The organism is Latilactobacillus curvatus JCM 1096 = DSM 20019 (genome assembly GCF_004101845.1).
Classification (GTDB): Bacteria; Bacillota; Bacilli; order Lactobacillales; family Lactobacillaceae; genus Latilactobacillus; species Latilactobacillus curvatus.
In genome coordinates, this window is sequence record NZ_CP026116.1 from 1,700,734 (window position 1) to 1,722,812 (window position 22,079).

Consider the following 22,079-nt stretch of genomic DNA (forward strand, 5'->3'; position numbering starts at 1 on the left):
TGTGATGCCTCCTTTGTTGTAATAGTGTCGGACGTGTCCCTTTTTGACAAAATCCCAGTTTGCGGCAACGTTGGCACTAACTTTGCTTAGGAGTGCTTCAAGATTATGGGCCTCGTCGGTCGTCAGTCCAGTCAGTGCCATTTGATTTGAATAATCGTTTTCAGCTTTGATGGCGGGATAGACGGCTCGACCGGCCTCGGTGAGATAGAGATGTTTGATCTTACGATTGGTTTTGTCAGGGTATCGTTCAACTAAACCATGCTTAATTAATTGTTGAACGGCGCGCGTGACTGTTGCGCGGTCGACTTTTAATAATTCACCTAGACGTTCTTGAATGATCCCAGGCTGTTCTGTAATGCGGACTAAGTAAAGGTATTGCCCGCGGGTTAAATCATATTGTTGGAATTCAATATTAGCAATGGATTCCAACGCGCGGGCTATAACCCCGATTGGGCGGAGAATTTCAGTCATGATGGCATACCTCATTTCGATAAAAATAGTATAAAATATTTTTGTTGCATTTACAACAAAAAATAAAGCTTCGATTCGTTAAGTACGCCAAAAATAAGAATATAAGGCAAATTCTATAATTAATCCGAACAGAAATTAAAAAGCCCAAAGCAATCACTTACAATGGTAGTAACTAATTCCAACCAATATAGGGAGTGATTACTTTGGGTACATCTATTTTATCACGTTTTCAACGTGGCGCACTAGCACAACTGGTCAATGAGGGGAATAAATCTTACCAAGTAATGGCTGACGCCTTAGGCGTCGCCAAAGCTACGATTAGCTATGAGTTGGACCGAGTTAAACCTTATGATCCAGAATTAGCTCAGCAAGATGCAGATCGCAAAAGGCGGAATTGCGGTCGTCGTTCGATGCTGACGGCAGCATTAGCGACTTTAATTACCAATCACTTACGATTAACCTGGTCACCAGAAACCATTGCGGCCGCTTATAACTTGAGCACTGCGTCAATTTATAATTGGCTTAATCGTGGGAAATTTACAAGTGGGACTTCCATCGAACAACGGCCAACAACTGTTAATCAACGGTTAGCTTTTGGTCATTGGGAAGTAGATACGGTGCTTTCTAGTCGAAGTGAGTCACGATCATGTCTGGTTACATTCGTAGAACGTAAGACCCGACTTCTATGGGCCATCAAAGCCCCTAATAGAACGGCTAAGGCTCTAAACACCGCCTTTGGTAAGTTTATGGGGGCCTTCGGTCCCCAAGTAAAATCCATTACTGTTGATCATGGTAAAGAGTTTGCCAATTATCAGGCCTTAGAACAGGATTATCAGATCAAAGTTTATTTTTGCCATCCATATTCACCATGGGAGCGAGGTTCCAATGAATATTTTAATCGACGGTTACGCTGGTTCTTCCCGAAAAAGACCAATTTTAGCCAAGTAACGACTGATGAGATCCTAGCAGCACTTGAACTAATTAATCAACGACCATTAAAAATACATCATCAACAGACTGCCATTGAAAGATTCCGGGCTTGTTCGGATTAAACTTGTAATTTGCCACTAATAAAAAGATGACGCTGAATGAATTCGGCGTCATCTTTTTAAATATGATAAGGAAATAATAAGGAAGGGTTCTCTGAAATCGGCTTCTAAAGTCGTAAAAGGCGCTTACAAAGCCTATATTTTATGATTTGTTAAGTAAGCATAATGTTTATGTAATGTTAATGTAACATTCGCCCTATATACTTAGTCTCAGAGTTCGGGCTTAACTAATAGGAGAAAATAAACCATGTCATTTAAAAAAACGATTACGACTACAATTGCTCTTGGATTATTAACAGCTTCAGTTCTTTCAACAAACGTAGTATCTGCTGCAACTTCAAGTGAAGCACAAGAAGCGATTACTGCTAATAAGAACGCAACAAACGATTTGCTTAAACAAATCGAATCAGCTAATATAGAAGTGATTGGGTTGGATCAAAAGATTTCAACAAACGCTTCAAAAATTGCTGATCAAGAAGCAGCAATTACTAAAGCAAATAATCAAATCGAATCTCTTTCAGGTCAAATTACGGATGCTCAAAAAGAAGTTTCTAAACGAACAGTCGTATTGAAGAAACAATTAGTGACCTTACAAGAAAAGAGTGGGGATGCTGTCAGCGGGAACGTATATGTTGACTTCCTTTTAAACTCAAATGACCTTTCAGATTTAGTTTCGCGTTCATTCACAATTAATAAATTAAACCAAGCAAGTAAAGAAGCTTTAGATGATGTTAACAGCGCTAAGGCAAAATTAAGCGGCTTGAAGACAGAACAAGAAAATACTAAAGCAAGTTTAGTTGCTACTAAGACTGATTTAGAAAAACAAAAAGCAAACTTAGAATCATTGAAGAGTGAAGCTGATCAAAAACAAACAGCTTTATCACAAAAAATCAATGATAACAAAGACGAATTAACAGCTTTACAAGCAGACTTCGACAAAGCAAGTACTGAAGAAGCAGACGCTGCTGCTAAAAAGGCTGCAGACGATGCCAACAATGCTAAAAAAGACACACCTCAACCTACATCAATTGACACGCCATCAGATAATAAGGGTGGCACATCTGTTTTCGGTGGCAGTGGAAAAGTTGCTGGTAATTCAGCTGGGAATTCATATGCATGGGGTCAATGTACATGGTATGTTAAGTCAGTAGCACCTTGGGCTGGCAATAACTGGGGGAATGGCGCTCAATGGGGTGCTTCAGCCGCAGCAGCTGGCTTCACAGTTAACCATATACCAGCAGCAGGCGCAATCGTTAGCTTTGCTGGTGGCCAAATGGTAGGTTCTTGGGCCGCAGATGGGACATATGGTCACGTTGCTTACGTTCAATCATACGATGCCGCAGCTGGGACAATTACCATCACTCAAGGTGGGATGGGCTTCAGCAACCCTGCTGGTCCTAACACCCAAACAATTTCAAATGCCGGGGCATTTACTTATATCCATAACTAGACATTAATGATTGAAGGCCCGCATCCTAGATGCGGGCCTTTTTTTATGAGGCAAATTACAAGTTTAATCCGAACAAGCCCGGAATCTTTCAATGGCAGTCTGTTGATGATGTATTTTTAATGGTCGTTGATTAATTAGTTCAAGTGCTGCTAGGATCTCATCAGTCGTTACTTGGCTAAAATTGGTCTTTTTCGGGAAGAACCAGCGTAACCGTCTATTAAAATATTCATTGGAACCTCGCTCCCATGGTGAATATGGATGGCAAAAATAAACTTTGATCTGATAATCCTGTTCTAAGGCCTGATAATTGGCAAACTCTTTACCATGATCAACAGTAATGGATTTTACTTGGGGACCGAAGGTCCCCATAAACTTGCCAAAGGCGGTGTTTAGAGCCTTAGCCGTTCTATTAGGGGCTTTGATGGCCCATAGAAGTCGGGTCTTACGTTCTACGAATGTAACCAGACATGATCGTGACTCACTTCGACTAGAAAGCACCGTATCTACTTCCCAATGACCAAAAGCTAACCGTTGATTAACAGTTGTTGGCCGTTGTTCGATGGAAGTCCCACTTGTAAATTTCCCACGATTTTCGCTCACTCGGTGCTGGCGGACATTCCGATTGGGTAGATCAGTCAATTTGAAGGGGAGCCAGCCACGATTAAGCCAATTATAAATTGACGCAGTGCTCAAGTTATAAGCGGCCGCAATGGTTTCTGGTGACCAGGTTAATCGTAAGTGATTGGTAATTAAAGTCGCTAATGCTGCCGTCAGCATCGAACGACGACCGCAATTCCGCCTTTTGCGATCTGCATCTTGCTGAGCTAATTCTGGATCATAAGGTTTAACTCGGTCCAACTCATAGCTAATCGTAGCTTTGGCGACGCCTAAGGCGTCAGCCATTACTTGGTAAGATTTATTCCCCTCATTGACCAGTTGTGCTAGTGCGCCACGTTGAAAACGTGATAAAATAGATGTACCCAAAGTAATCACTCCCTATATTGGTTGGAATTAGTTACTACCATTGTAAGTGATTGCTTTGGGCTTTTTAATTTCTGTTCGGATTAATTATAGAATTTGCCTAAACAAAATATAAATCAAATCTAGAAGGTCATCTGAGTAACTCTAGTCATAAAAAGGTATTTATTGATGTGGATTTTGGTAAATTGTAAATGAATCACTGCCGAAAATCTTGATTGTCGTAGAAGTTTTTAAAAAATATTTACTTTTTATGAAATTAAGACTATAATGACTTGCACAAAAGATAATAGCGCGATGAACTAGATAATAATAATTATAATATTGCTTAATTATAAGCTAATTTATTATTAGTAAATGTTGGTTTTACAAATGATGGCAACAGAGTTTAGTAGGAGAATATAAAATGACTGAAGATAAAGCAAAGAAAGATTTAACAGATTTGTTGATTGGGTCAATGCAATCAAAACGATTCAATTTAAACTCAATCAAATTGGTAAAGAATATGGTGTTAGTTTTGACAGCCATTTAATCTTAAAGTTAATCGAAGAAAAGCAAGCGATTACGCCAGGACAACTCGCTAAGGAAATTGGTGGTGGCGCTCCTAAAACGTCACGCAAGATCAACACTCTTTATCGGAAAGGTTTGATAACCAAAGAATTTGGGACACCAGATGATCAGCGACGGGTATCATTGGCGGTTACCGACAAAGGGAGAGAGGTATTAGCACTTGTCGGTCAGGCATATGAAGATTGGTACGCAAACCATATTGATGAAATTCTAGAGATAAATGGAAAGTTAAAGTATTAGCCATCACAAAAAAGGCATAACCACTTAGTTGGTTATGCTTTTTTTGTGTGCATCTAATAGTTTTGTTCGTTCATTCGTTAAAGGGGTACATTAAATTCAGAGTTTGGTATACTGAGGGAATCAACAAGTATCTAATTTTGTTGCGGATAAGGAGTAAGATGATGCATTTGGAAAAACGAACAACCTTTTTATTAACTGGCTGCTTGCTTTTGTTATCAGCTGCTTTGTGGCTTATTTTCGGTCCTGCTAAGACGGTTACTGAACAGGCAATCACGCAATCTAGACAGGTAATTTATGCGCGATTTACACTCCCTCATCTAAAACGGGATTTGGGTTACTATCAAGGGTTAACGCCGGCTTCTTTTGGACAGTATGCAAAGGCAACCCAATCTGGAACTTACTTGGTGCCAGATTTAGACCAGGCGCAGATGTTGAAAAAAACGCCGGCAGGTTACAAAGCATATACAGCAGAAATGATGACACCTCAAGGGGGAACAGTTACGCCGGACTATGTGATCGTTTCGGCTTATGACCATCAACGGCAAGGCAACTCAATTCTGTCCATTATGGATAAGCGGACTGGCCGACATTTGAAGAATATTATTTTAAAGGGCCGACCACACGTTGGTGGAATTACTTATGATCCTGAACATGATCTCTTATGGGTTTGTGGCCGTAAGAAGGCACGTGCACAGCTATTTGCAATTAAGTTAACAACTATTCGCCAGTACCCTGCAGATCAGCCGCAAAAGCCGATTCAATACCAATATTCAACGTTGTTGAAGTCGATCACCCGGGCTTCACTTGTTAGCTATCACGATGGGGCATTATGGATCGGCTATTTCAATATTTTCGGGGATAGTAACGTCCAGTCGTTTCAGGTTTCAGCGGTCATTAAAGGACGCGAAAAAGCTGGTGTTAAATTGACGGCGCGGAATATCCGCAGTAATGAACTTAAAAGTGAACAACGTTGGCAAGCAGTGGATAAGATTCAAGGGCTAACTTTTAGTGATACGCGGGCTTATTTTTCGCAGTCCTACGGGTTAGACGATTCATGGATTTACGTTTTTGCAACGACTGGGCGGCCCCAACAATTTACGCCAGAAAAGGCGCTACTTAAGATTCGGATGCCAGCTCATTTAGAGCAGATTACGTTGGATGGCAATCGGTTATATGCGGTTTTTGAATCTGGTGCCAAAGCCTATGCATTAAATGCTAAAACGCGGATTGGTCGGGTTGTATCGTTTGATATTGATACTCTGGTAAAGGAGGCAAAGCAAAATGATGATGCAAAAGCTCAGTAAGCGCACATGGGGATTAATCCTTGCGAGTTTGATCTTTGTGTTAACGCTTTTGAATACGAATCAACCACTGTTGCAATTATTTAACCTAGACTTTGCGCAGTTAGCCGCACAACCGTGGTGGTTACGTCTTCTAAGCTTTGCTTATTACTTGGTGTTAGTCATTGCGCTAGGATGGTGGTTGACGCGTTTTGATGGTTTATGGCTGGCACAAGAAGGTTCATTTGGGCTTCCTAGTTGGCGCAATATTCGTGGGGCTATCGGTGCAATTGTACTCCTTTGTGGCATTCCAATCGTTGGAGCCCTTTTAATGTATCAGGTACTGCTTAAATCACTTGAAGTCGGTCTAATAAATGATTACGCAGCCTTGATTTATCAGAACCAGGTCTGGCCGACATTAGCATGGTTCTTTTGTTGTCAGATATTATTCATTAGTTTGTACATGATGGTGATTATTACGACTGGTCAGCTTGTGAATACAATCTTACAAAGTCTACGGGTATCCGGTTGGTTCTTGCGCTTGTTAACGGCAGTCGTTGTCAGTTTTTTAATATTTGGCACGTTATCGTGGTTTGCGGTTCCAAGTCAAGAACTGCTCGATTGGGGCAGTTTATTGGCCTTATATCATTTTCAAAAGCACCGTAATTTTTGGACAAGTGTCGCGATTGTTCTCATTAGTAGCATGATTTATCTGATGATTTCATTATTACCAATTTTAACGTAACAATTCGGGAGGAACTTATATGCGCCGTTTAACATCATTTTTAAGGGCTAATTATCGGCTCTTTAGACAACATTGGAGTGTTTATTTATTACTGCTCGTCATTACGAATTTAATTATTGGCAGCTTGGTGGCACCGCTGTTTACGTGGCTTGTAGAACGGTTGGTGGCACTCAATGGCGTGACGTATTTAACCTACACCAATCTGGTGCCGGTGATGATGCGTCATCCGCTTTTACTGATTAGCTTACTAATCATTCTGGTCTTGATTTGCGCGGCAGTTTATCTGCAAATGACGTTCTTGTTGCGCAGTATGCGCCATATTCAAAAGCAAACACAAGAAACATACTGGATGATTTTTAAGGAAACAGTCCGGGGATTAGTCGCTTTACGGCCAACCACGATGTTGGTTGGTTTACTGTATTTCTTATTAATCTTACCCTTTGGACAGGTCCTCTTTAAATCAGCGTTGTTATCCAAGGTGACCGTTCCAGATTTTATTATTCAGGATATGTGGTCATCACCCAAAATTTGGGTCCCCATTATCTTGGTCTACGCGAGTGCATTAGTCCTTTCAATTCGCTTAATCACGTTTTTACCAGAAACGATTGCACATCCAAAGGCGCAGCTAAGAACCACGCTCAAACGCTGTTGGCAAGCTACCCAATATCAGGCTTGGCGTATTTTTCTAAAAGGCTTTGTATTAACAACGTCGGTAGCAATTGTTGGAGTGGGCTTCCGCTTAATCTTGTTTGCTAGTCAACGGTATTACGACCAACACTTGCCACACCAGGCTTTATTTTTAGCCATTTTGAATCTGTTTATTTTAGAAATCGTCAGTCAGATTTTACTCGCATTAACGGTGGTACTAGTCTTACAGATTGTATTGAACCAATATGGTGAAGTTCCAGCAATGGCGACGGTTGTGCGCCAATCTAAGGTGAAAAAACGGACTAATTTGACGATTCTCCGCCAAATTGGCACAATCGGTTTAATTGTTATCGTGGCTGGTGGGGTAGCATTGTACAATTATGTCTATTTAGAGGGAATGTTGGACGATCAACCGGCCTTGATTTCGCATCGCGGGGTAGATGATGGTAATGGTGTGCAAAATACGATTCCAGCACTTGAAAAAACGGCGCAGGAAGAGCCAGATTATGTTGAAATGGATGTGCATGAAACCAAGGATCAACAATTTGTCGTGATGCATGACGATAATTTAAAACACTTGGCGGGTGTCGATCGCGGCGTCCATGACATGACACTTGCTGAATTAACGGCATTGACTGTCCGTGAAAATGGTCATTCTGCAAAGGTTGCTAGTTTTGATCAATATCTAGCAGCAGCCGAAAAGCACCATCAAAAACTACTCGTTGAAATTAAGACAACGAATGAAGACAGTCCACAGATGGTGCAACACTTTATCGATAAATACGAAAAACGACTTTTGAAGAATCATAACCGGATTCATTCATTAAGTTATCTGATTGTGGCGGAAATTAAACAAAAAGCACCCCAACTATTTGTTAGTTTTATTCTGCCGTATAACATTACATTCCCCCAAACGCCGGCTAATGGCTATACGATGGAAGCGACGACGCTCGACTCAGATTTTGTGGGTCAAGCACACGGCAAAGGGCAGACAGTATATGCTTGGACGGTGAATGATGAGGATGTGATGCAACGCATGTTATTTACAAGCGTTGACGGCATTATTACCGATCAATTATCGACGCTTAAAGAAGTGGTCAAGGAAAATAATGACCATCCTAGTTATGCGACGCGTTTATCAATTTATTCAAGTCAATTAGCCGGTTTCAATGGTGACGTAGAAAATTAAGCCAAAAAGGCCTTAGCAAAATCAGTTTGCTGAGGCCTTTTTTTGATAACGTTTTAAATGATAACTACTTGTAGACGGCGAGTGGTTTTTCCGATAGAGTTAATACTTATAGTTTAGTTGAGGAGTAGGATGAATTAATGCGGAACAAAATGACAATGAGCGACAAATTATTATATGGCGGGCTACTGGCAGCTGCGGGGGGCTTTGATTCTTACACCTATTTGGTGCACGGGGAAGTCTTCGCCGGATTACAAACGGGGAATCTAATTTTATTAGGAACCCATTTGGGGCAGATGAAATGGTCCGTATTATTACGGCACATTACCCCGATTCTCGCCTTTATGTTGGGAACAATCTTAACGCGCATTTTACAACATCGGTTTGAAAAAGACGAATCGATTAACAAACGACAACGGATTATCTTGGGGATTGAAGTCTTGGTCTTAACGATTGTTGCGGGAATTTCACCGTATGTACCGGATATTGTTGCAAGTTCACTTGTTTCAATCATTGCGGCTGCGCAATTACAGGAATTTCGTGAATTGGATGGTGGCCCATTTACATCATTGATGATGACTGGAAATGTACGGACGATGGCGGAAAGTTTTTATGACGCTGTTTTTAAACATGATCGTAAGGCAGCCGATAAGGGCTGGCAAATTTTACGTATCATTATCAGTTTTACGATTGGTGCAGTGATGGTCGGACTATGTGTCTCATTCTTAGGAGAACGGACGTTGATTTTATCAGCATTATTCTTGTTGATGACGATGCTGATTTTACAATTAAATCCAGACAAGAAAGTTTAGCCTAGATATGTTACGCTGAAAGGTAACTTGCCAAGGAGGTTAATAGATGTTCTTTTTAAAAGGAATCTTGATGGGATTTGCGTTTGTCGCACCAATCGGGATGCAAAATATTTTCGTTTTTAATAATGCCATGTCGAATACAACACGGCGGGCAGTTTTCAACAGTTTGTTCATCTGGTTATTTGATGCGCTCTTTTCACTCGTGGCGTTTTATGGGATTGGCGCACTGATTGTGCAAAACGATGCGGTTCGGTTAGCCATTATGGGAATCGGTGGACTTTTGATTTTATGGATTGGATACACCATTTTAAAAAGTGCCCGCAGTACCGTTACGTTTGGCGCGTTAGAACCAATGCCACTGGAGAAGGTTATTTTGACTGCATTTGTGGCGGTTTGGGGTAATCCGCAAGCCTTGATTGATGGGACATTAATGCTGGGCGCATTGCGGGGTGGCATGACGAGTAGCGAGGCGATTCCATTCATCGTGGGGGTTGTTTCGGCAACCGCGACCTGGTTCTTTGGTATCGCCATTATCTTTAGCCTTTTCCGGAAAAAAGTTTCACCAAAATTCTTGATGGGCGTCAACTTAGTGAGTGCCATCATCATCATCGTGTATGGGCTTGGTTTATTGGTCAAAGTGGGGACAACATTGCTCTAGGAAGGGATATTGCTTTTTAATTTACCCTGTTGAATGGTATCCTTAAGTATCAAAACAAAGCGAGGTAGAACAGGATGCGCAAAACAACAATCATTGTTAGTTTAGTAACGCTCGGCCTATTGACGGGTTGTACAGCCAACCAAACAAAACATTCAGCACCCCCCGCTCAAAAAGAATCGACTAGTCCGCAACAAACGGTTCAAGCTCCGAAAGTGACGCTTGAAAAAGCCCGTGAATTGTACGCAAAACAATATCCTGCATCAGATTTAACCGAGGTTGAGCTGAAGCAATGGGGTAACCAAATGTTTTATGAATTAACGGGAATGAACGACAATGAAGAGCTTCACATGCATGTGGATGCTCGAACTGGCGCAACCAGTCGATTGTCGAAAGAAGCCCTTGATGCCGATGAACAAAATGGCGTCGAGCGACACCAAAAGCAATTAGCGTTTGACCAATTGTTGACGCCTCAACAAGCTCTTCAAAAAGCGCAACAATACTTCACCGGGAACGTGATCAAATGGTCATTGGAAAAAGATGATGGCCGAACAGTCTGGGAAGTAGAAGGTCATCAAAAACAGCAAAAAATGCAAGTTAAATTAGACGCTGAAACTGGCGCGCTACTTGAAAAAGAAATGGATGATTAAAGCAGTATGTAAAGCGCCGTCGAGAATAATTTCGACGGCGCTTTTTTTGTAGCTTGCATTAATAAATTTGTTATCGATTTGAATAAAATAAATTAGCATTGCCTAACTTTTTATTTATATTTCATTAAAACGGCGTACAATAAAACTGTTATCAAGATCAAAATAAGGAGTGAGGATAATGAATCAACAAGAAAAGGGCAAGAAGCACAAGCTGATTGAATATGCGAACGGCCCATCACTTGAAGAAATTAATGGGACGGTCGAAGTACCAGAGGGCAAAGGCTTTTGGAAGATGTTACTAGCGTATTCAGGACCGGGTGCATTGGTGGCAGTGGGTTATATGGATCCAGGGAATTGGTCAACATCGATTACTGGTGGTCAGAGTTTTCAATACCTGTTAATGTCCGTGATTTTGGTGTCTAGTTTAATCGCGATGTTATTACAATATATGGCGGCTAAACTAGGCATTGTAACTCAGATGGACTTAGCACAGGCAATTCGCGCACGGACGAGTAAACCGTTGGGCATTGTCTTGTGGATTTTGACAGAATTAGCGATTATGGCAACCGATATTGCCGAAGTTATTGGGGCGGCAATTGCTTTGTACTTATTATTTAAGATTCCACTGCTGATTGCAGTATTCATTACGATTTTAGATGTCATGCTATTATTACTCTTAACGAAAATTGGTTTTCGTAAGATTGAAGCAATCGTTGTCGCATTAATTGTCGTGATTTTTGTGGTTTTTGCTTATGAAGTAGCACTCTCAGATCCTGATTGGGCAGGGGTGATTGTTGGGCTAGTACCAACTGCTAAGACCTTTGCCACCGGTCCAGCTGTTGGTGGACTAACCCCATTGACTGGTGCGTTAGGGATTATCGGGGCAACTGTTATGCCACATAATCTATATTTACACTCTGCGATTTCGCAAACACGGAAGATTGATCGCAAGAACGAAGCACAGGTTGCACAAACAGTGCGCTTTGCCACTTGGGATTCAAACATTCAACTCACGATGGCATTTTTCGTTAATGCGTTGTTATTAATCATGGGGGTTGCAGTTTTTAAAACGGGAACGGTTAAAGATCCATCATTCTTCGGGTTATTTAAAGCTTTGTCAGATACCTCAACAATGAGTAACGGAATTCTTGCAAGTGTTGCCCGGACCGGAATCTTATCAACTTTGTTTGCCGTTGCATTGCTCGCTTCTGGGCAAAATTCAACGATTACCGGGACGTTAACTGGCCAAGTCATCATGGAAGGGTTCATTCACTTGAGAATGCCACTGTGGTTGCGGCGTTTGGTAACCCGCTTGTTATCGGTGATTCCGGTATTAATCTGCGTCATGATGACCAGCAATAAACCAGCCTTGGAAGAGCATGAGGCGCTCAATACCTTGATGAATAATTCCCAAGTTTTCTTAGCGTTTGCCTTACCATTTTCAATGCTGCCACTGTTGATGTTTACCGACAGCCGGGTTGATATGGGGGATCGCTTCAAGAATAGTTGGTTGATTAAAAGCTTAGGTTGGTTATCGGTCATTGGCTTGACCTATTTGAATATGATGGGGTTGCCAGGACAAATCGAAGCTTTCTATGGTGATCACGCAAGTGCTGCACAATTGGCTACTGCTGATCGCATTGCATATGTGTTGATTGCTGGTGTGATGGCATTATTGGTTTGGATGATTATTGAATTGTATAAAGGCAATAAGCGGTTTGAACAGCAATTAGCAACTGAAAATTAATTGGAGGTTGGTCACATGTCAGTTTTAGAAATTAAACGAATTTTAGTCGGGGTCGATGACTCAGAGGATGCGTTATTAGCGTTTGATTATGCAATTGAGCGGGCTAAACGTGAGGATTTAGAATTAGTCATTGTATCGGTATTGGAAAATGACGAAATGAACGTCTATCAAGCATTGAACAAGGATTTTATCCACGGCCAATATGAGGATCTTGAAAACCACCTACGAGAATATCAAGATCAAGCCTATGTGCGCGGTGTGAATCATGTGCGAACAGTAATTGCAGAAGGCGAACCAGGCGAAGCGATTATCGAAGATGTGATTCCTAAGGTTAAACCCGATTTGTTAATTGTCGGTTCGAAATCACAAAAGGGCGTTGCTAAATACTTCGGCAGCCAAGCCGCCTACATGGCAAAGTACGCACCAATCCCAGTGCTGGTAGTGAGATAAAGAGTGCGAAAATCGCCGGAGATATTCTGAGGATTAGCCTAACAACGGAAGAATATGGCGATTGCAGCACGTTTAAAAAAGCGTGTGTTCGGTCGCGGATAGCAACTGAGTATTTTAGATTAAGCGGAGGTTGGTGCAACCAAAAAGCACGTTTCAAAAAGATGTCGATAATTTATTTTGTCGGCATCTTTTTTATATGCTAAGCTGAGAAAATAAAAGTTTAAGCGGAGGATAGATTGTGGATAATGAAGTCGCAGCTTTTTGGGATGATTTTGCAGCGGAATACTATCAGATTCAACAAGAGTCACAGGTGTCGATTGTCACTGACGTTGTGGCTTTTTTACAGGATCGGCGATTACTGCCTGTTGAGACAGTGGCTGACTTAGGTGGTGGTAGCGGCCGTTATTTGCCACCTCTAGTGCAAAACAGTCAGGCTTATACGATTATCGACATCTCGGCGCAAATGCTCCAGTATGCACAACAAGAAGCTAAACAGCATGTACCAGACCAACAGATTGCTTATCAACAGCAGTCTGTGGCTGACTTTATGGCGCAAACGCCACAAAAAAGCTATGATTTAATTTGGATGGCGTTAAATCCGGCAATCGAAGCCAATCAAGCATTACTGACGATTAGCGAAAAGAGCCGTCAGTGGTGTGCATTCTTACGGCTCACTAAAAACGAGGACGACTTGTTCACACCGCTTGAACGTTATTTTGGGATTGAACAGCAAGATCCCAACACTACACCGGAAATCATCCCAGCTGTGGAAAACGTGTTAAAAGATGCGGGCTACCAAGTTAGTCAACAAATTTTTCAATATCAAACAAGTGAAGTTTTCGACAGGCCATTTTTGGAGGCCTATTACGAAGAATTACCAACGGACCAACTGGCAGCTTATCTAGATCAAGTATTTGCAACTCAAAAAACACGGACCAGTACAACAACGCTTGAATATACGTTGCTGTATTGGCACGTGTTTTAAGAGTTAAATTCCCATCGCCACCAGTCCTGTCGGAATATTTTCAACTGGTACTGGGTAGAATGGCAGGCCGGTTTGGATGGCCGCAATCATCATGTGATTAAGATCCATGATTTGATCGGCGCTGATTGTTGCTGATGGTGCAAGTGCAGTTGGGATAATGAGTGCTGTTAGTTGGCGATTGTTAATGCGTGAAAGAATAATCTCAGGATCACCAAGGTTTGAATCGCCGTGATACGCACTAGCGGCCCGTTCTGCTAATCCGAGCGCTTTTTGTCGGAGTTCATGACGCGCATTTGTGAGTAACTTGTCGAGTAAGTCGTCATCTGAAAGAGAATCAGGGGAAGTTTGGATGGCTTGATCCATCCGGTAGTTTGGATTAACGACGAGTTCCTTGAAGAGATTTAAGTTGCCGGGTAATGTGACCACGTAAATCGGTGCTTTTTCAGGTAGCAAGTCATCAAGATAGCGGCCAATCACGCGGAAATAGTTAGTTTGATCGATAAGTTGTTCATTTTCTTTTACAACAAAACTGTGGGTTGGACTTGAGAAGCCTTGGACGACTTCGCCTTTACGCTCTGTGCCAATCCCAATTTCAATGGTTGTTGGGGCGTCTTTAGGTAAAGGATAATCCCGAATGACATTTTGTTGAATGGATTTCAAACTAAAAGTAGTCTTGTTGAGACAGAGAATGGTCCCGTTCAGACTCAGACTTAATTCCGAACTGAGTGGACGCAGGTCGGGTTGATCAGCAATTAGAAAATATTCAGTCGTGATCGGATAATGAAGGGGTTGGCTGTAGTGACCAGCAGCTGTGATGTAAAACGCAACTGACTGTATATGTGCTAATTCTTGGGGAGCGGTACTTAGTAAGTCCTCAAGTTGGTTGAGTAAGGTTTTTTCTTCAGGATAGTCGGTGGTTAACTGTTCACGGATTTGCTTAGAAAAACTATTGAGCTTAATCTTGTTCGCATTAATGGCTTGTCCGCCAGTCTCTAAGTTAATGAATAACGAGATGACTGGCTGATTTGAATCGGCGAGTAATTGAGTTAAACTTTCTGGATATAACATATCGACACCTCCGTTTGATTAACTTCATCTTATCATATTGAACAGCTAACTTTGAAGAAAGATGCCTTTGTAAAAAATAAGCCAACGAGGGACTTTTAATCAACTTGATGGAAACGGTATGCTAAAATGGTAAGTAGGTTAACAAGGGAGGATTTATGGTATGGGAGATAAGACGAAAGTGGTAACACCCACGAAGATTAGCAAAAGTATTCGGACCCGTTTTTTTGTACTACAAATGGTTGTGATTCTAATCCTTGGCGCGCTCACAATTAAACTTGTGAGCGGCTTTAGTCCATTATTGACGGATTCAGAAATTCTAAAAAATACAATTTTGACAGCTTTTGGGGCAACCTTAGTCGCGCTTGTAGTGTGGTACCTATCGTATAAGATTATTGCAATGCGCATTCGGCGCCAAATCATGAATAAAGAGCTAGAGGATAGCTACACTTTTAGTTTGAATCATGCTGCTAGCAGTCTTAGCTTACATATTGTGTACTTTATCAGTATGTTGGTGATTGTCTGGTTGATGTTGAGTGCTCAAAACGTGCGCCAGTCGCTAGATGGCTTACACCTTTTCAAAGGTGATCAACCGATTGTCCGGCTGGTCGATAATCACAGCATGAAGCAAATCGAGCAATTCTATCAAGCTGATAAGCAACAAAAGATGACGTATCTTGGCAGCAATCGAGATGTTGCTTATTTCAAGATTAATAATGCAACGATTAGCTTACCATTAGCCAAGATTCAATTCTATGGTCAAGATGAAGCGCCGACTGGCCATCAGAAACAAGTGATTCAACATTATCACTTAAAAGATGTGCAAAATAAGAAATACCTCAAACCTAATATTTATATTAGTGAATCAGGCTTACCTAAGGTGGCCATTACGAAGATGTACCAACATTATGAGCCACAACCAACGGATAAGATTCATAAACTCGACATTAAATAGGATAACTACCACAGGAGGGCTGGATTAAACGGCTTTCATTTGGTACAGTTAGAGATGAATATTTTTTTAAATAAAGGAGATCAAGTCATGATTGAAGCAGTAAACCTCAGAGCAGGAATGACGTTTGAACAAGACGGCAAGTTAATCAAAGTTTTAGAAGCTAACCATCATAAACCGGGTAAGGGAAACACGGTTATGCGTGTTAAGTTGCGTGACTTACGGACTGGCTCAATTGTTGAAACAACAATGCGCCCAGAAGTTAAAGTTGAACAAGCAATGATTGATACAAAAGATGTTCAATACTTATACACACAAGATAACGTGGCATTCTTCATGGATCTTGAAACTTACGAACAATATGAAATTCAAACAGCTGCTATTGAAGCTGAATTAAAATACTTATTAGAAAACATGAACTGCAAGATTCAATTCTTCGGTTCAGAAGTGATCGGGGTTACTTTACCAACTACTGTTAACTTACGGGTCGCTGAAACACAACCTTCGATTAAAGGCGCAACAGTGACTGGTTCAGGTAAACCTGCAACGATGGAAACTGGTTTAGTCGTTAGTGTCCCTGATTTCATCAGCGCTGACGAAGTCCTTGAAATCAACACACAAGAAGGCACATACGTTAAACGAGCAGCAAAATAACAAGCTTAAGGCCGACTAGTCCCATAGTCGGTACTTCAAAGTGAAGCCAAGATGGTTTTCTTTCGATAAAAGAAGGAATCACCTTGGCTTTTTATGTTTGGGTAAAGGGATAAAAAAATAACAGAGAAGCAACTTATGATGGATTGCTTTTCTGTTAGTTATCAAAAATTATTTGACGCAAATCGTGGCTTTAACAAACAATTTTAGTGAATATAAACAGTTATTACGGTAACGAGTCCGAAAATAACGCCAGGGATGTTAGAAATAATAACCGGCCAATCTTTATAGGTTTTATTCCAGCCATAGGCGGTCCATAGACACCCATTAATTGTTGCGACTAAGGGCTGTAAAGGTGAGACAGGTGACCCTGAAAAATTAGCGATAATTTGGGGGATGTATGAAACATACATCGTAATACAGGTGATTGTTGCAACCTTGCTAAGTAATTTTAAACGTTTAACTTTCTTAGGGTGGACGGCGTTTTCGCCGGTAGGGTATTCGCCAGTATCAATGCGCATAATAGACTCCGTTTCATGATTGAATTTTATTATATATGGTTGACTTGAAACCGCTTAAATTCTATAGTGATAGTATGCACGAAGTGAAAGAGAGTGGAGGTTTTACGAATGGCAAAGAAAATAATTCTTGATTGTGATCCAGGCCATGATGATGCTGTTGCAATGATGTTAGCATACGGCAATCCAGAAATCGATTTGTTGGCAGTGACAACGGTGGCTGCCAATCAGACGTTAACGAAAGTGACGCGCAATGCCCTCGCAGTTGCGACCATGATCGGCATGCACGATGTACCGATTGCTGCTGGGTGTTCGCGACCATTAATTGAAGAAATTAAAGTAGCAGCTGATATCCATGGGGAGACTGGCCTTGACGGGGGTGTTCTTCCAGAACCAACGGTGGCGCTTGAAAAAAGTCATGCAGTTGATTTAATCATTGATTTAATTATGACGCATCCAGCTAATACAATTACATTAGTGCCAACAGGTGCGTTGACCAACATCGCAATGGCGGTACGCAAAGAACCTAAGATTGTTGAACGCGTTAAAGAAGTCGTTCTAATGGGTGGCGGTTATCACGAAGCGAATGCGAGTGCAGTGGCCGAATTTAACATTAAATTTGATCCAGAAGCGGCCAAGATTGTATTCAATGCCGGCTGGGATGTCACAATGGTTGGTTTGGATTTGACGCATCAAGCGTTAGCGACACCAGATATTGTTGAACAAATTGAAGGCATTCATACTGAAACGTCTCAGTTCGTGGTTGATTTGTTAGCCTTTTTCCGCGATATGTACAAGAAGGGGCAAAATTTCGATGCACCGCCCGTTCATGATCCATGTGCCGTGGCTTACGTGATTGATCCAAGTGTGATGACCACTAAGAAAGTGCCCGTTGATATCGAACTCAATGGAACATTGACGCGTGGGATGACGGTCGCCGATTTTAGATTCCCAATTCCAACAGACTGTCACACATCAGTCGCTGTAAAACTCGATCATCAGAAGTTCTGGGGATTAGTGGAAGACGCAATTAAGACGATCGGCTAAATAGTCAAAATACTTGAGTAGAGAAGGCGTTGTACATGTATCACGCATTAGAAACCCGTTATCAAGGGATGCAATATAACCGCGTCGGACATTCTGGGTTGAAATTACCAGCGATTTCATTAGGGTTATGGCATAACTTTGGTGAAACCGATAAGATGGCGACTCAAAAGGAAACGATTTTTGGCGCGTTCGATATGGGCATCACTCATTTCGATTTGGCGAATAATTAGGGGCCACCAGCGGGCAGCGCCGAGGAAAACTTTGGGCGGATTTTACATGATAATCTGCGTCGCTATCGTGATGAAATGATTATTTCATCGAAGGCTGGCTATTATATGTGGCCCGGTCCCTATAGTGAGTGGGGCTCTAAGAAGAATATTATCGCTAGCTGTGATCAGTCACTAAAACGACTTCAGTCAGATTACGTCGATATTTTCTATCATCACCGACCAGATCCAGATACGCCGATTGAAGAAACAGCTCGGGCCCTAGATTTATTGGTGCAACAAGGAAAGGCGCTATATATTGGGATTTCGAATTATTCGGCAGAACAAACCAAAGCGATTACGAAGGTTTTCAGAGCGCTCGGGACACCCTTTATTATTCATCAACCACGTTATAACATGCTCGATCGATGGATTGAAGATGGACTAACGGATGTCTTGGCGGATGAAGGTATCGGTGCAATTACGTTTAGTCCGTTGGCACAGGGATTATTGACCAATCGTTATTTAAACGGGATTCCAGCTGATTCGCGGGCAAGCTCGTCCAGATAGTCCCTTCCTATCACCTGAAAAGGTTGATCAAACAATCAGTACGGTTCAAGAATTGAACAAAATTGCGCAACAACGTGTGCAATCATTGGCTGAAATGGCGCTTGCGTGGAATTTACAACAGCCGACTGTAGCCAGTGTGTTAGTTGGTGCTTCGCGCTTGAGTCAATTACAAGACAGTGTGCATGCACTAGATAACTTAACGTTTACGGCCGAAGAATTAGCGGCTATTCAAAAAATATTAGCATAATTAAAACGACGACTAGCTACGTAAGCTAGTCGTCGTTTTTTTTGTTTTTATTCAGCTGTTTCAGTTGCGGCTGCGTTTGCTTGGATTTTACCAAGAATGGCGCGTGAGAAAGGTCCCACGATGATCAGTTGTAATGGTAATGCGACGATGACATTCATCAACCATGTGTGACGATAGACACTACCTAAGTGGTCAGGGATACCACCTTCGATGAGAATTCCGAAAAGTGACATACATGTGACCATGCCGAGAATCATTAAACATGAAATTGTGAGAATCATGACTAATTTATTTTCTTTGTTCAATGGTAAGCTAAATGCGATTTTTTTAGCAATTGCACCGACAACGAATACATCTAGAATAAATGCGACGATGAAACCTGGAATTAAACCGGTAGACAAAGCACCCCATGATAGACTATCATGTAAAACTAAGTTATAGATACTCATTCCAAGTACCATGCAGAAACACATTAATGTTGTAAAAATAATACCTTCTTTTTTATTAGTTGGCATTTTAAATTCCTTCTTTCTGAAAAGTTAACAGATATAACCGTATCACATAAAAAATTTCGGCGTAAGCTTTTTTTTCAGAAAATGAGAAGTTTCTTCTTTTTCAATTTCAATGGGAATCTCGCCATCATGAACGGCGTGAAAAATCGAAACGAGCAATAATGCGCAGACAAAAATCAATGGGAAACCAGCAATCACGCAAACGGCTTGAATGGTTTGGAAACTACCGACAAGTACAATTCCAAGTGAAAATAGAATGAAAATGATCACCCAAGCCATCCGATTCCAACGATTAGGTTGTTCTCCGATTTTCAATTCAAGACTGGTAAATGATGAGACGATGAAGGCCGAAGAAGAGATCGTTGTCGCCAGGAAAATGAAACATGACAGACAGAAAATTGCTAACATGATAATTTTGAACGGTAAGGTCGTGATGACCGCCGCGATGACAGCGGCTTGTCCTTGGGTATTCAATAGATGAACAAGATCGATTTGACCGGAACGTTGTAAGAAGAGCGCATAACCGCCAAGTACAGCGTAAAAGCTCATACAACTAAATGCGCCGTATGTCGCCATTCCCAATAAAACTTGGCGAATGGTTCGGCCGCGTGAAATCCGAGCGATGAATAAGCCCATGACAGGCATGTAAGATAACCACCATCCCCAGTAAAAGAGGGTTTCGTGTTGTGCGAACGCACTGTGTGCACCAGTCTGATTTAAACTTAAACGCCCGAAGTTACCAAAGAGATGGAAGACATCGCGGCCTTCAGCGCCAATTAGCTTGAATGTCGGACCGATTAGTAAGACGAGTAATAAAAAGCCAATGGCAGTATAGATATGCCAAGCACTGAGCTTCTTAATGCCTTTATCTAAGCCGGCATATACCGTGAGGGTGAATAGCACCAGTAAGATAATGAAGAGGGCAAGTTTAAGCCAGATGGTATCATTCAAACCGGTCATTGTGCTCAAGACTTTTGAAATCACGGGAATTTCCATTCCGATTGATGAGCCGATGCCCCCCATAATGCCGAAAACAACGGTAAAGTCGATTAATTTGCGAATTATTTTTTTGTAAGGTTGTGGTCCTTCTAATAGGTCGATTGCGGCGCTTAAACGTTGTACCCGTAAGTTCTTAACATAGAGAGCGTAGCCAATTGCGACAGTCGCGGTGGCAAAAATCATCCATGCCATGGGTCCCCAGTGAAATTGCCCACAGACGTTGGCGTAGCGGTATGCTTCAGCCGAGAAAGGTTTAGCGCCAAATGGTGGGTTCTGTAAGTATTGCAGTGGATCAGTGGTACTAAGCATTAAGATGCTAGCGTCAATCCCAGTTGCAAAAACCATACTCCCCCATTGGAAGTCGTTATATTCTGGCTTTTCATTTGGTTGGCCGAGGCGGATATGGCCATAGTGACTACACCCCAACCAAAATAGGAAAATAAAATTAATGATATAAATACCAATGTAAAGCCATTTAGAATGTGCCGTCATCACATCAAGTAGTTGTGAAATCGACTGCTGAAGCGTGTCACCCCCCAACATTAAAAATGCGGAGACAATCCCGAACAGTAACATCGTGGGGATGAAGACGACTTTATCAACATTCTTGCGCTTTAAAATAATATTCCTCCTGAATTTGTTAAAGTCTAGGTTGCTGGATCAAACAAAAAAAGCGCCCATACAATTGGTCAACTGACCACCTGTACAAGCGCGTTATTATAACGTATACAAATGAAGAAACAGCCTAACTTGATTTACTTCTTACTAATAGGATAGCACTTATCTCAAATTTGTTAAGGGTCGATTTTACGGCCGTGCGGTTGTTAACCAATTAAGATAGTCTTGTTCGCGGTTAATCGCGTGTTCTAAAATAAGATAATGACCATAGTGCGCATCCACCGCAGCTTGTTGGCTGAAAAGGGTTTGACGCCGGTCGAGTAGGTGATCTAGTTTGGCTTGGTGTAAGTTTTTTTGTTCGGTGAACATTGCGTCTAAATGAGCATCATTTTTTGAGTCGATAAAGTATAGCTTCAAAATAAATTCGTCTTTGCTGGCAATAATTTCGCTGGTTGGGGAGTATCGCCACTCGTCAAAAAAGGCAATCCCATCTGCAGTGATTGAATACTGCTTCTTTTTTAATTTTGTTCCGGCGATCAATTCGACGTGGGTGATCCGATCAGCCTGTTCGAGTCGCTTGAGTTCAGGATAGATTTGGCTGTGTTGGGCTTGCCAGAACTCACCGATATCATCTTCAAAGACGCGTTTTAAATCATAACCGGTTTTGGGAGACTGATTTAACAGCCCGAGAATTAAGTATTGGAGAATGTTTTTTTGGGCCATCTGAAAGTGCCCCTTTCTGTGAAATCAACTTAGATTAAGTATAGCACAGGCCAGT

General features: G+C 41.6%; 22 protein-coding genes and 3 pseudogenes. 18 read left to right on the top strand and 7 right to left on the bottom strand.

All coding sequences use genetic code 11. The annotated features are described in order from the left end of the window. Positions 1-21 precede the first annotated feature (21 nt). Positions 22-471: pseudogene (locus tag LCU_RS08835) on the bottom strand (MarR family winged helix-turn-helix transcriptional regulator); the annotation flags it as partial. A gap of 203 nt (positions 472-674) precedes the next feature. Here LCU_RS08835 and LCU_RS08840 point away from each other — a divergent pair. Both LCU_RS08840 and LCU_RS08845 read left to right on the top strand, forming a co-directional pair. After that, positions 675-1,523, top strand: coding sequence for an IS30 family transposase (locus LCU_RS08840; RefSeq protein ID WP_128486147.1), 849 nt, complete (start codon positions 675-677; stop codon positions 1,521-1,523). 244 nt (positions 1,524-1,767) lie between these two features. Continuing rightward, positions 1,768-2,970 carry a coiled-coil domain-containing protein gene (locus LCU_RS08845; protein WP_056967163.1) on the top strand — a complete coding sequence of 401 codons (1,203 nt, stop codon included), beginning with the start codon at positions 1,768-1,770 and terminating at the stop codon, positions 2,968-2,970. 63 nt (positions 2,971-3,033) lie between these two features. On the opposite strand, the gene LCU_RS08850 is transcribed toward LCU_RS08845, so the two are convergent. Further along, entirely contained in the window at positions 3,034-3,954 is a 921-nt protein-coding gene (locus LCU_RS08850) for an IS30-like element ISLsa1 family transposase (protein WP_128486148.1), read from the bottom strand. Between the two features lie 400 nt (positions 3,955-4,354). Between LCU_RS08850 and LCU_RS10195 the strand changes: the two genes are divergently transcribed. The 12 genes and pseudogenes from LCU_RS10195 to LCU_RS08900 all read left to right on the top strand — a co-directional run bounded on the left by LCU_RS10195 (position 4,355) and on the right by LCU_RS08900 (position 13,916). Then, complete coding sequence (locus LCU_RS10195) at positions 4,355-4,480, top strand: hypothetical protein (RefSeq protein WP_004270468.1); 126 nt, start codon at positions 4,355-4,357, stop codon at positions 4,478-4,480. A 29-nt stretch (positions 4,481-4,509) separates the two neighbouring features. Continuing rightward, positions 4,510-4,575 (top strand): annotated as a pseudogene (locus LCU_RS10245) (hypothetical protein); the annotation flags it as partial. Between the two features lie 18 nt (positions 4,576-4,593). Continuing rightward, the gene (locus tag LCU_RS10110; protein WP_004270466.1) at positions 4,594-4,758 is read left to right on the top strand and encodes a hypothetical protein; all 165 of its coding nucleotides are present in this window, start codon (positions 4,594-4,596) and stop codon (positions 4,756-4,758) included. Positions 4,759-4,919: 161 nt separating this feature from the next. Then, entirely contained in the window at positions 4,920-6,062 is a 1,143-nt protein-coding gene (locus LCU_RS08860) for a YncE family protein (protein WP_056966730.1), read from the top strand. Next, positions 6,040-6,783, top strand: coding sequence for a hypothetical protein (locus tag LCU_RS08865; protein WP_056966732.1), 744 nt, complete (start codon positions 6,040-6,042; stop codon positions 6,781-6,783). Before LCU_RS08860 ends, LCU_RS08865 begins: the two co-directional genes overlap by 23 nt. Before the next feature lie 19 nt (positions 6,784-6,802). Next, positions 6,803-8,620, top strand: a complete 1,818-nt coding sequence (locus tag LCU_RS08870; RefSeq protein ID WP_128486150.1) for a glycerophosphoryl diester phosphodiesterase membrane domain-containing protein — start codon at positions 6,803-6,805, stop codon at positions 8,618-8,620. Positions 8,621-8,757: 137 nt separating this feature from the next. Then, positions 8,758-9,429: a YoaK family protein gene (locus LCU_RS08875; protein WP_054644232.1), complete on the top strand. Its 672-nt coding sequence runs from the start codon at positions 8,758-8,760 to the stop codon at positions 9,427-9,429. Between the two features lie 46 nt (positions 9,430-9,475). Then, entirely contained in the window at positions 9,476-10,087 is a 612-nt protein-coding gene (locus tag LCU_RS08880; RefSeq protein WP_004270450.1) for a LysE/ArgO family amino acid transporter, read from the top strand. A 74-nt stretch (positions 10,088-10,161) separates the two neighbouring features. Then, entirely contained in the window at positions 10,162-10,734 is a 573-nt protein-coding gene (locus tag LCU_RS08885) for a PepSY domain-containing protein (RefSeq protein ID WP_056967099.1), read from the top strand. A gap of 178 nt (positions 10,735-10,912) precedes the next feature. Beyond that, complete coding sequence (locus LCU_RS08890; RefSeq protein WP_128486151.1) at positions 10,913-12,481, top strand: Nramp family divalent metal transporter; 1,569 nt, start codon at positions 10,913-10,915, stop codon at positions 12,479-12,481. A 15-nt stretch (positions 12,482-12,496) separates the two neighbouring features. Then, on the top strand, positions 12,497-12,931 hold the full coding sequence (locus LCU_RS08895; protein WP_054644234.1) for a universal stress protein: 435 nt from the start codon (positions 12,497-12,499) through the stop codon (positions 12,929-12,931). A gap of 238 nt (positions 12,932-13,169) precedes the next feature. Beyond that, positions 13,170-13,916, top strand: a complete 747-nt coding sequence (locus tag LCU_RS08900) for a class I SAM-dependent methyltransferase (protein WP_004270446.1) — start codon at positions 13,170-13,172, stop codon at positions 13,914-13,916. Positions 13,917-13,919: 3 nt separating this feature from the next. Here the strand turns inward: LCU_RS08900 and LCU_RS08905 are convergent, their stop codons facing one another. Continuing rightward, on the bottom strand, positions 13,920-14,984 hold the full coding sequence (locus LCU_RS08905; RefSeq protein WP_004270442.1) for a baeRF6 domain-containing protein: 1,065 nt from the start codon (positions 14,982-14,984) through the stop codon (positions 13,920-13,922). A gap of 160 nt (positions 14,985-15,144) precedes the next feature. Between LCU_RS08905 and LCU_RS08910 the strand changes: the two genes are divergently transcribed. Together LCU_RS08910 and efp are read left to right on the top strand one after the other, a co-directional pair. Then, positions 15,145-15,936 carry a hypothetical protein gene (locus LCU_RS08910; RefSeq protein ID WP_056966758.1) on the top strand — a complete coding sequence of 264 codons (792 nt, stop codon included), beginning with the start codon at positions 15,145-15,147 and terminating at the stop codon, positions 15,934-15,936. Between the two features lie 87 nt (positions 15,937-16,023). After that, the gene (efp, locus tag LCU_RS08915; RefSeq protein WP_054644238.1) at positions 16,024-16,587 is read left to right on the top strand and encodes an elongation factor P; all 564 of its coding nucleotides are present in this window, start codon (positions 16,024-16,026) and stop codon (positions 16,585-16,587) included. Positions 16,588-16,790: 203 nt separating this feature from the next. On the opposite strand, the gene LCU_RS08920 is transcribed toward efp, so the two are convergent. After that, positions 16,791-17,105 (bottom strand): SemiSWEET family transporter, encoded by a 315-nt coding sequence (locus tag LCU_RS08920; protein WP_004270447.1) that lies wholly within the window; start codon positions 17,103-17,105, stop codon positions 16,791-16,793. Between the two features lie 108 nt (positions 17,106-17,213). Between LCU_RS08920 and uriH the strand changes: the two genes are divergently transcribed. After that, the gene (gene uriH, locus LCU_RS08925) at positions 17,214-18,149 is read left to right on the top strand and encodes a uridine-preferring nucleoside hydrolase UriH (protein WP_056966756.1); all 936 of its coding nucleotides are present in this window, start codon (positions 17,214-17,216) and stop codon (positions 18,147-18,149) included. 35 nt (positions 18,150-18,184) lie between these two features. After that, positions 18,185-19,172 (top strand): annotated as a pseudogene (locus tag LCU_RS08930) (aldo/keto reductase). A gap of 47 nt (positions 19,173-19,219) precedes the next feature. On the opposite strand, the gene LCU_RS08935 reads toward LCU_RS08930, so the two are convergent. The 3 genes from LCU_RS08935 to LCU_RS08945 form a co-directional block, all read right to left on the bottom strand. Then, positions 19,220-19,687 (bottom strand): DUF2798 domain-containing protein, encoded by a 468-nt coding sequence (locus tag LCU_RS08935; RefSeq protein WP_056966752.1) that lies wholly within the window; start codon positions 19,685-19,687, stop codon positions 19,220-19,222. A 42-nt stretch (positions 19,688-19,729) separates the two neighbouring features. After that, positions 19,730-21,268, bottom strand: a complete 1,539-nt coding sequence (locus LCU_RS08940) for a BCCT family transporter (protein ID WP_255313581.1) — start codon at positions 21,266-21,268, stop codon at positions 19,730-19,732. A gap of 222 nt (positions 21,269-21,490) precedes the next feature. Further along, entirely contained in the window at positions 21,491-22,024 is a 534-nt protein-coding gene (locus LCU_RS08945) for a PadR family transcriptional regulator (RefSeq protein ID WP_056966748.1), read from the bottom strand. Positions 22,025-22,079 lie beyond the last annotated feature (55 nt).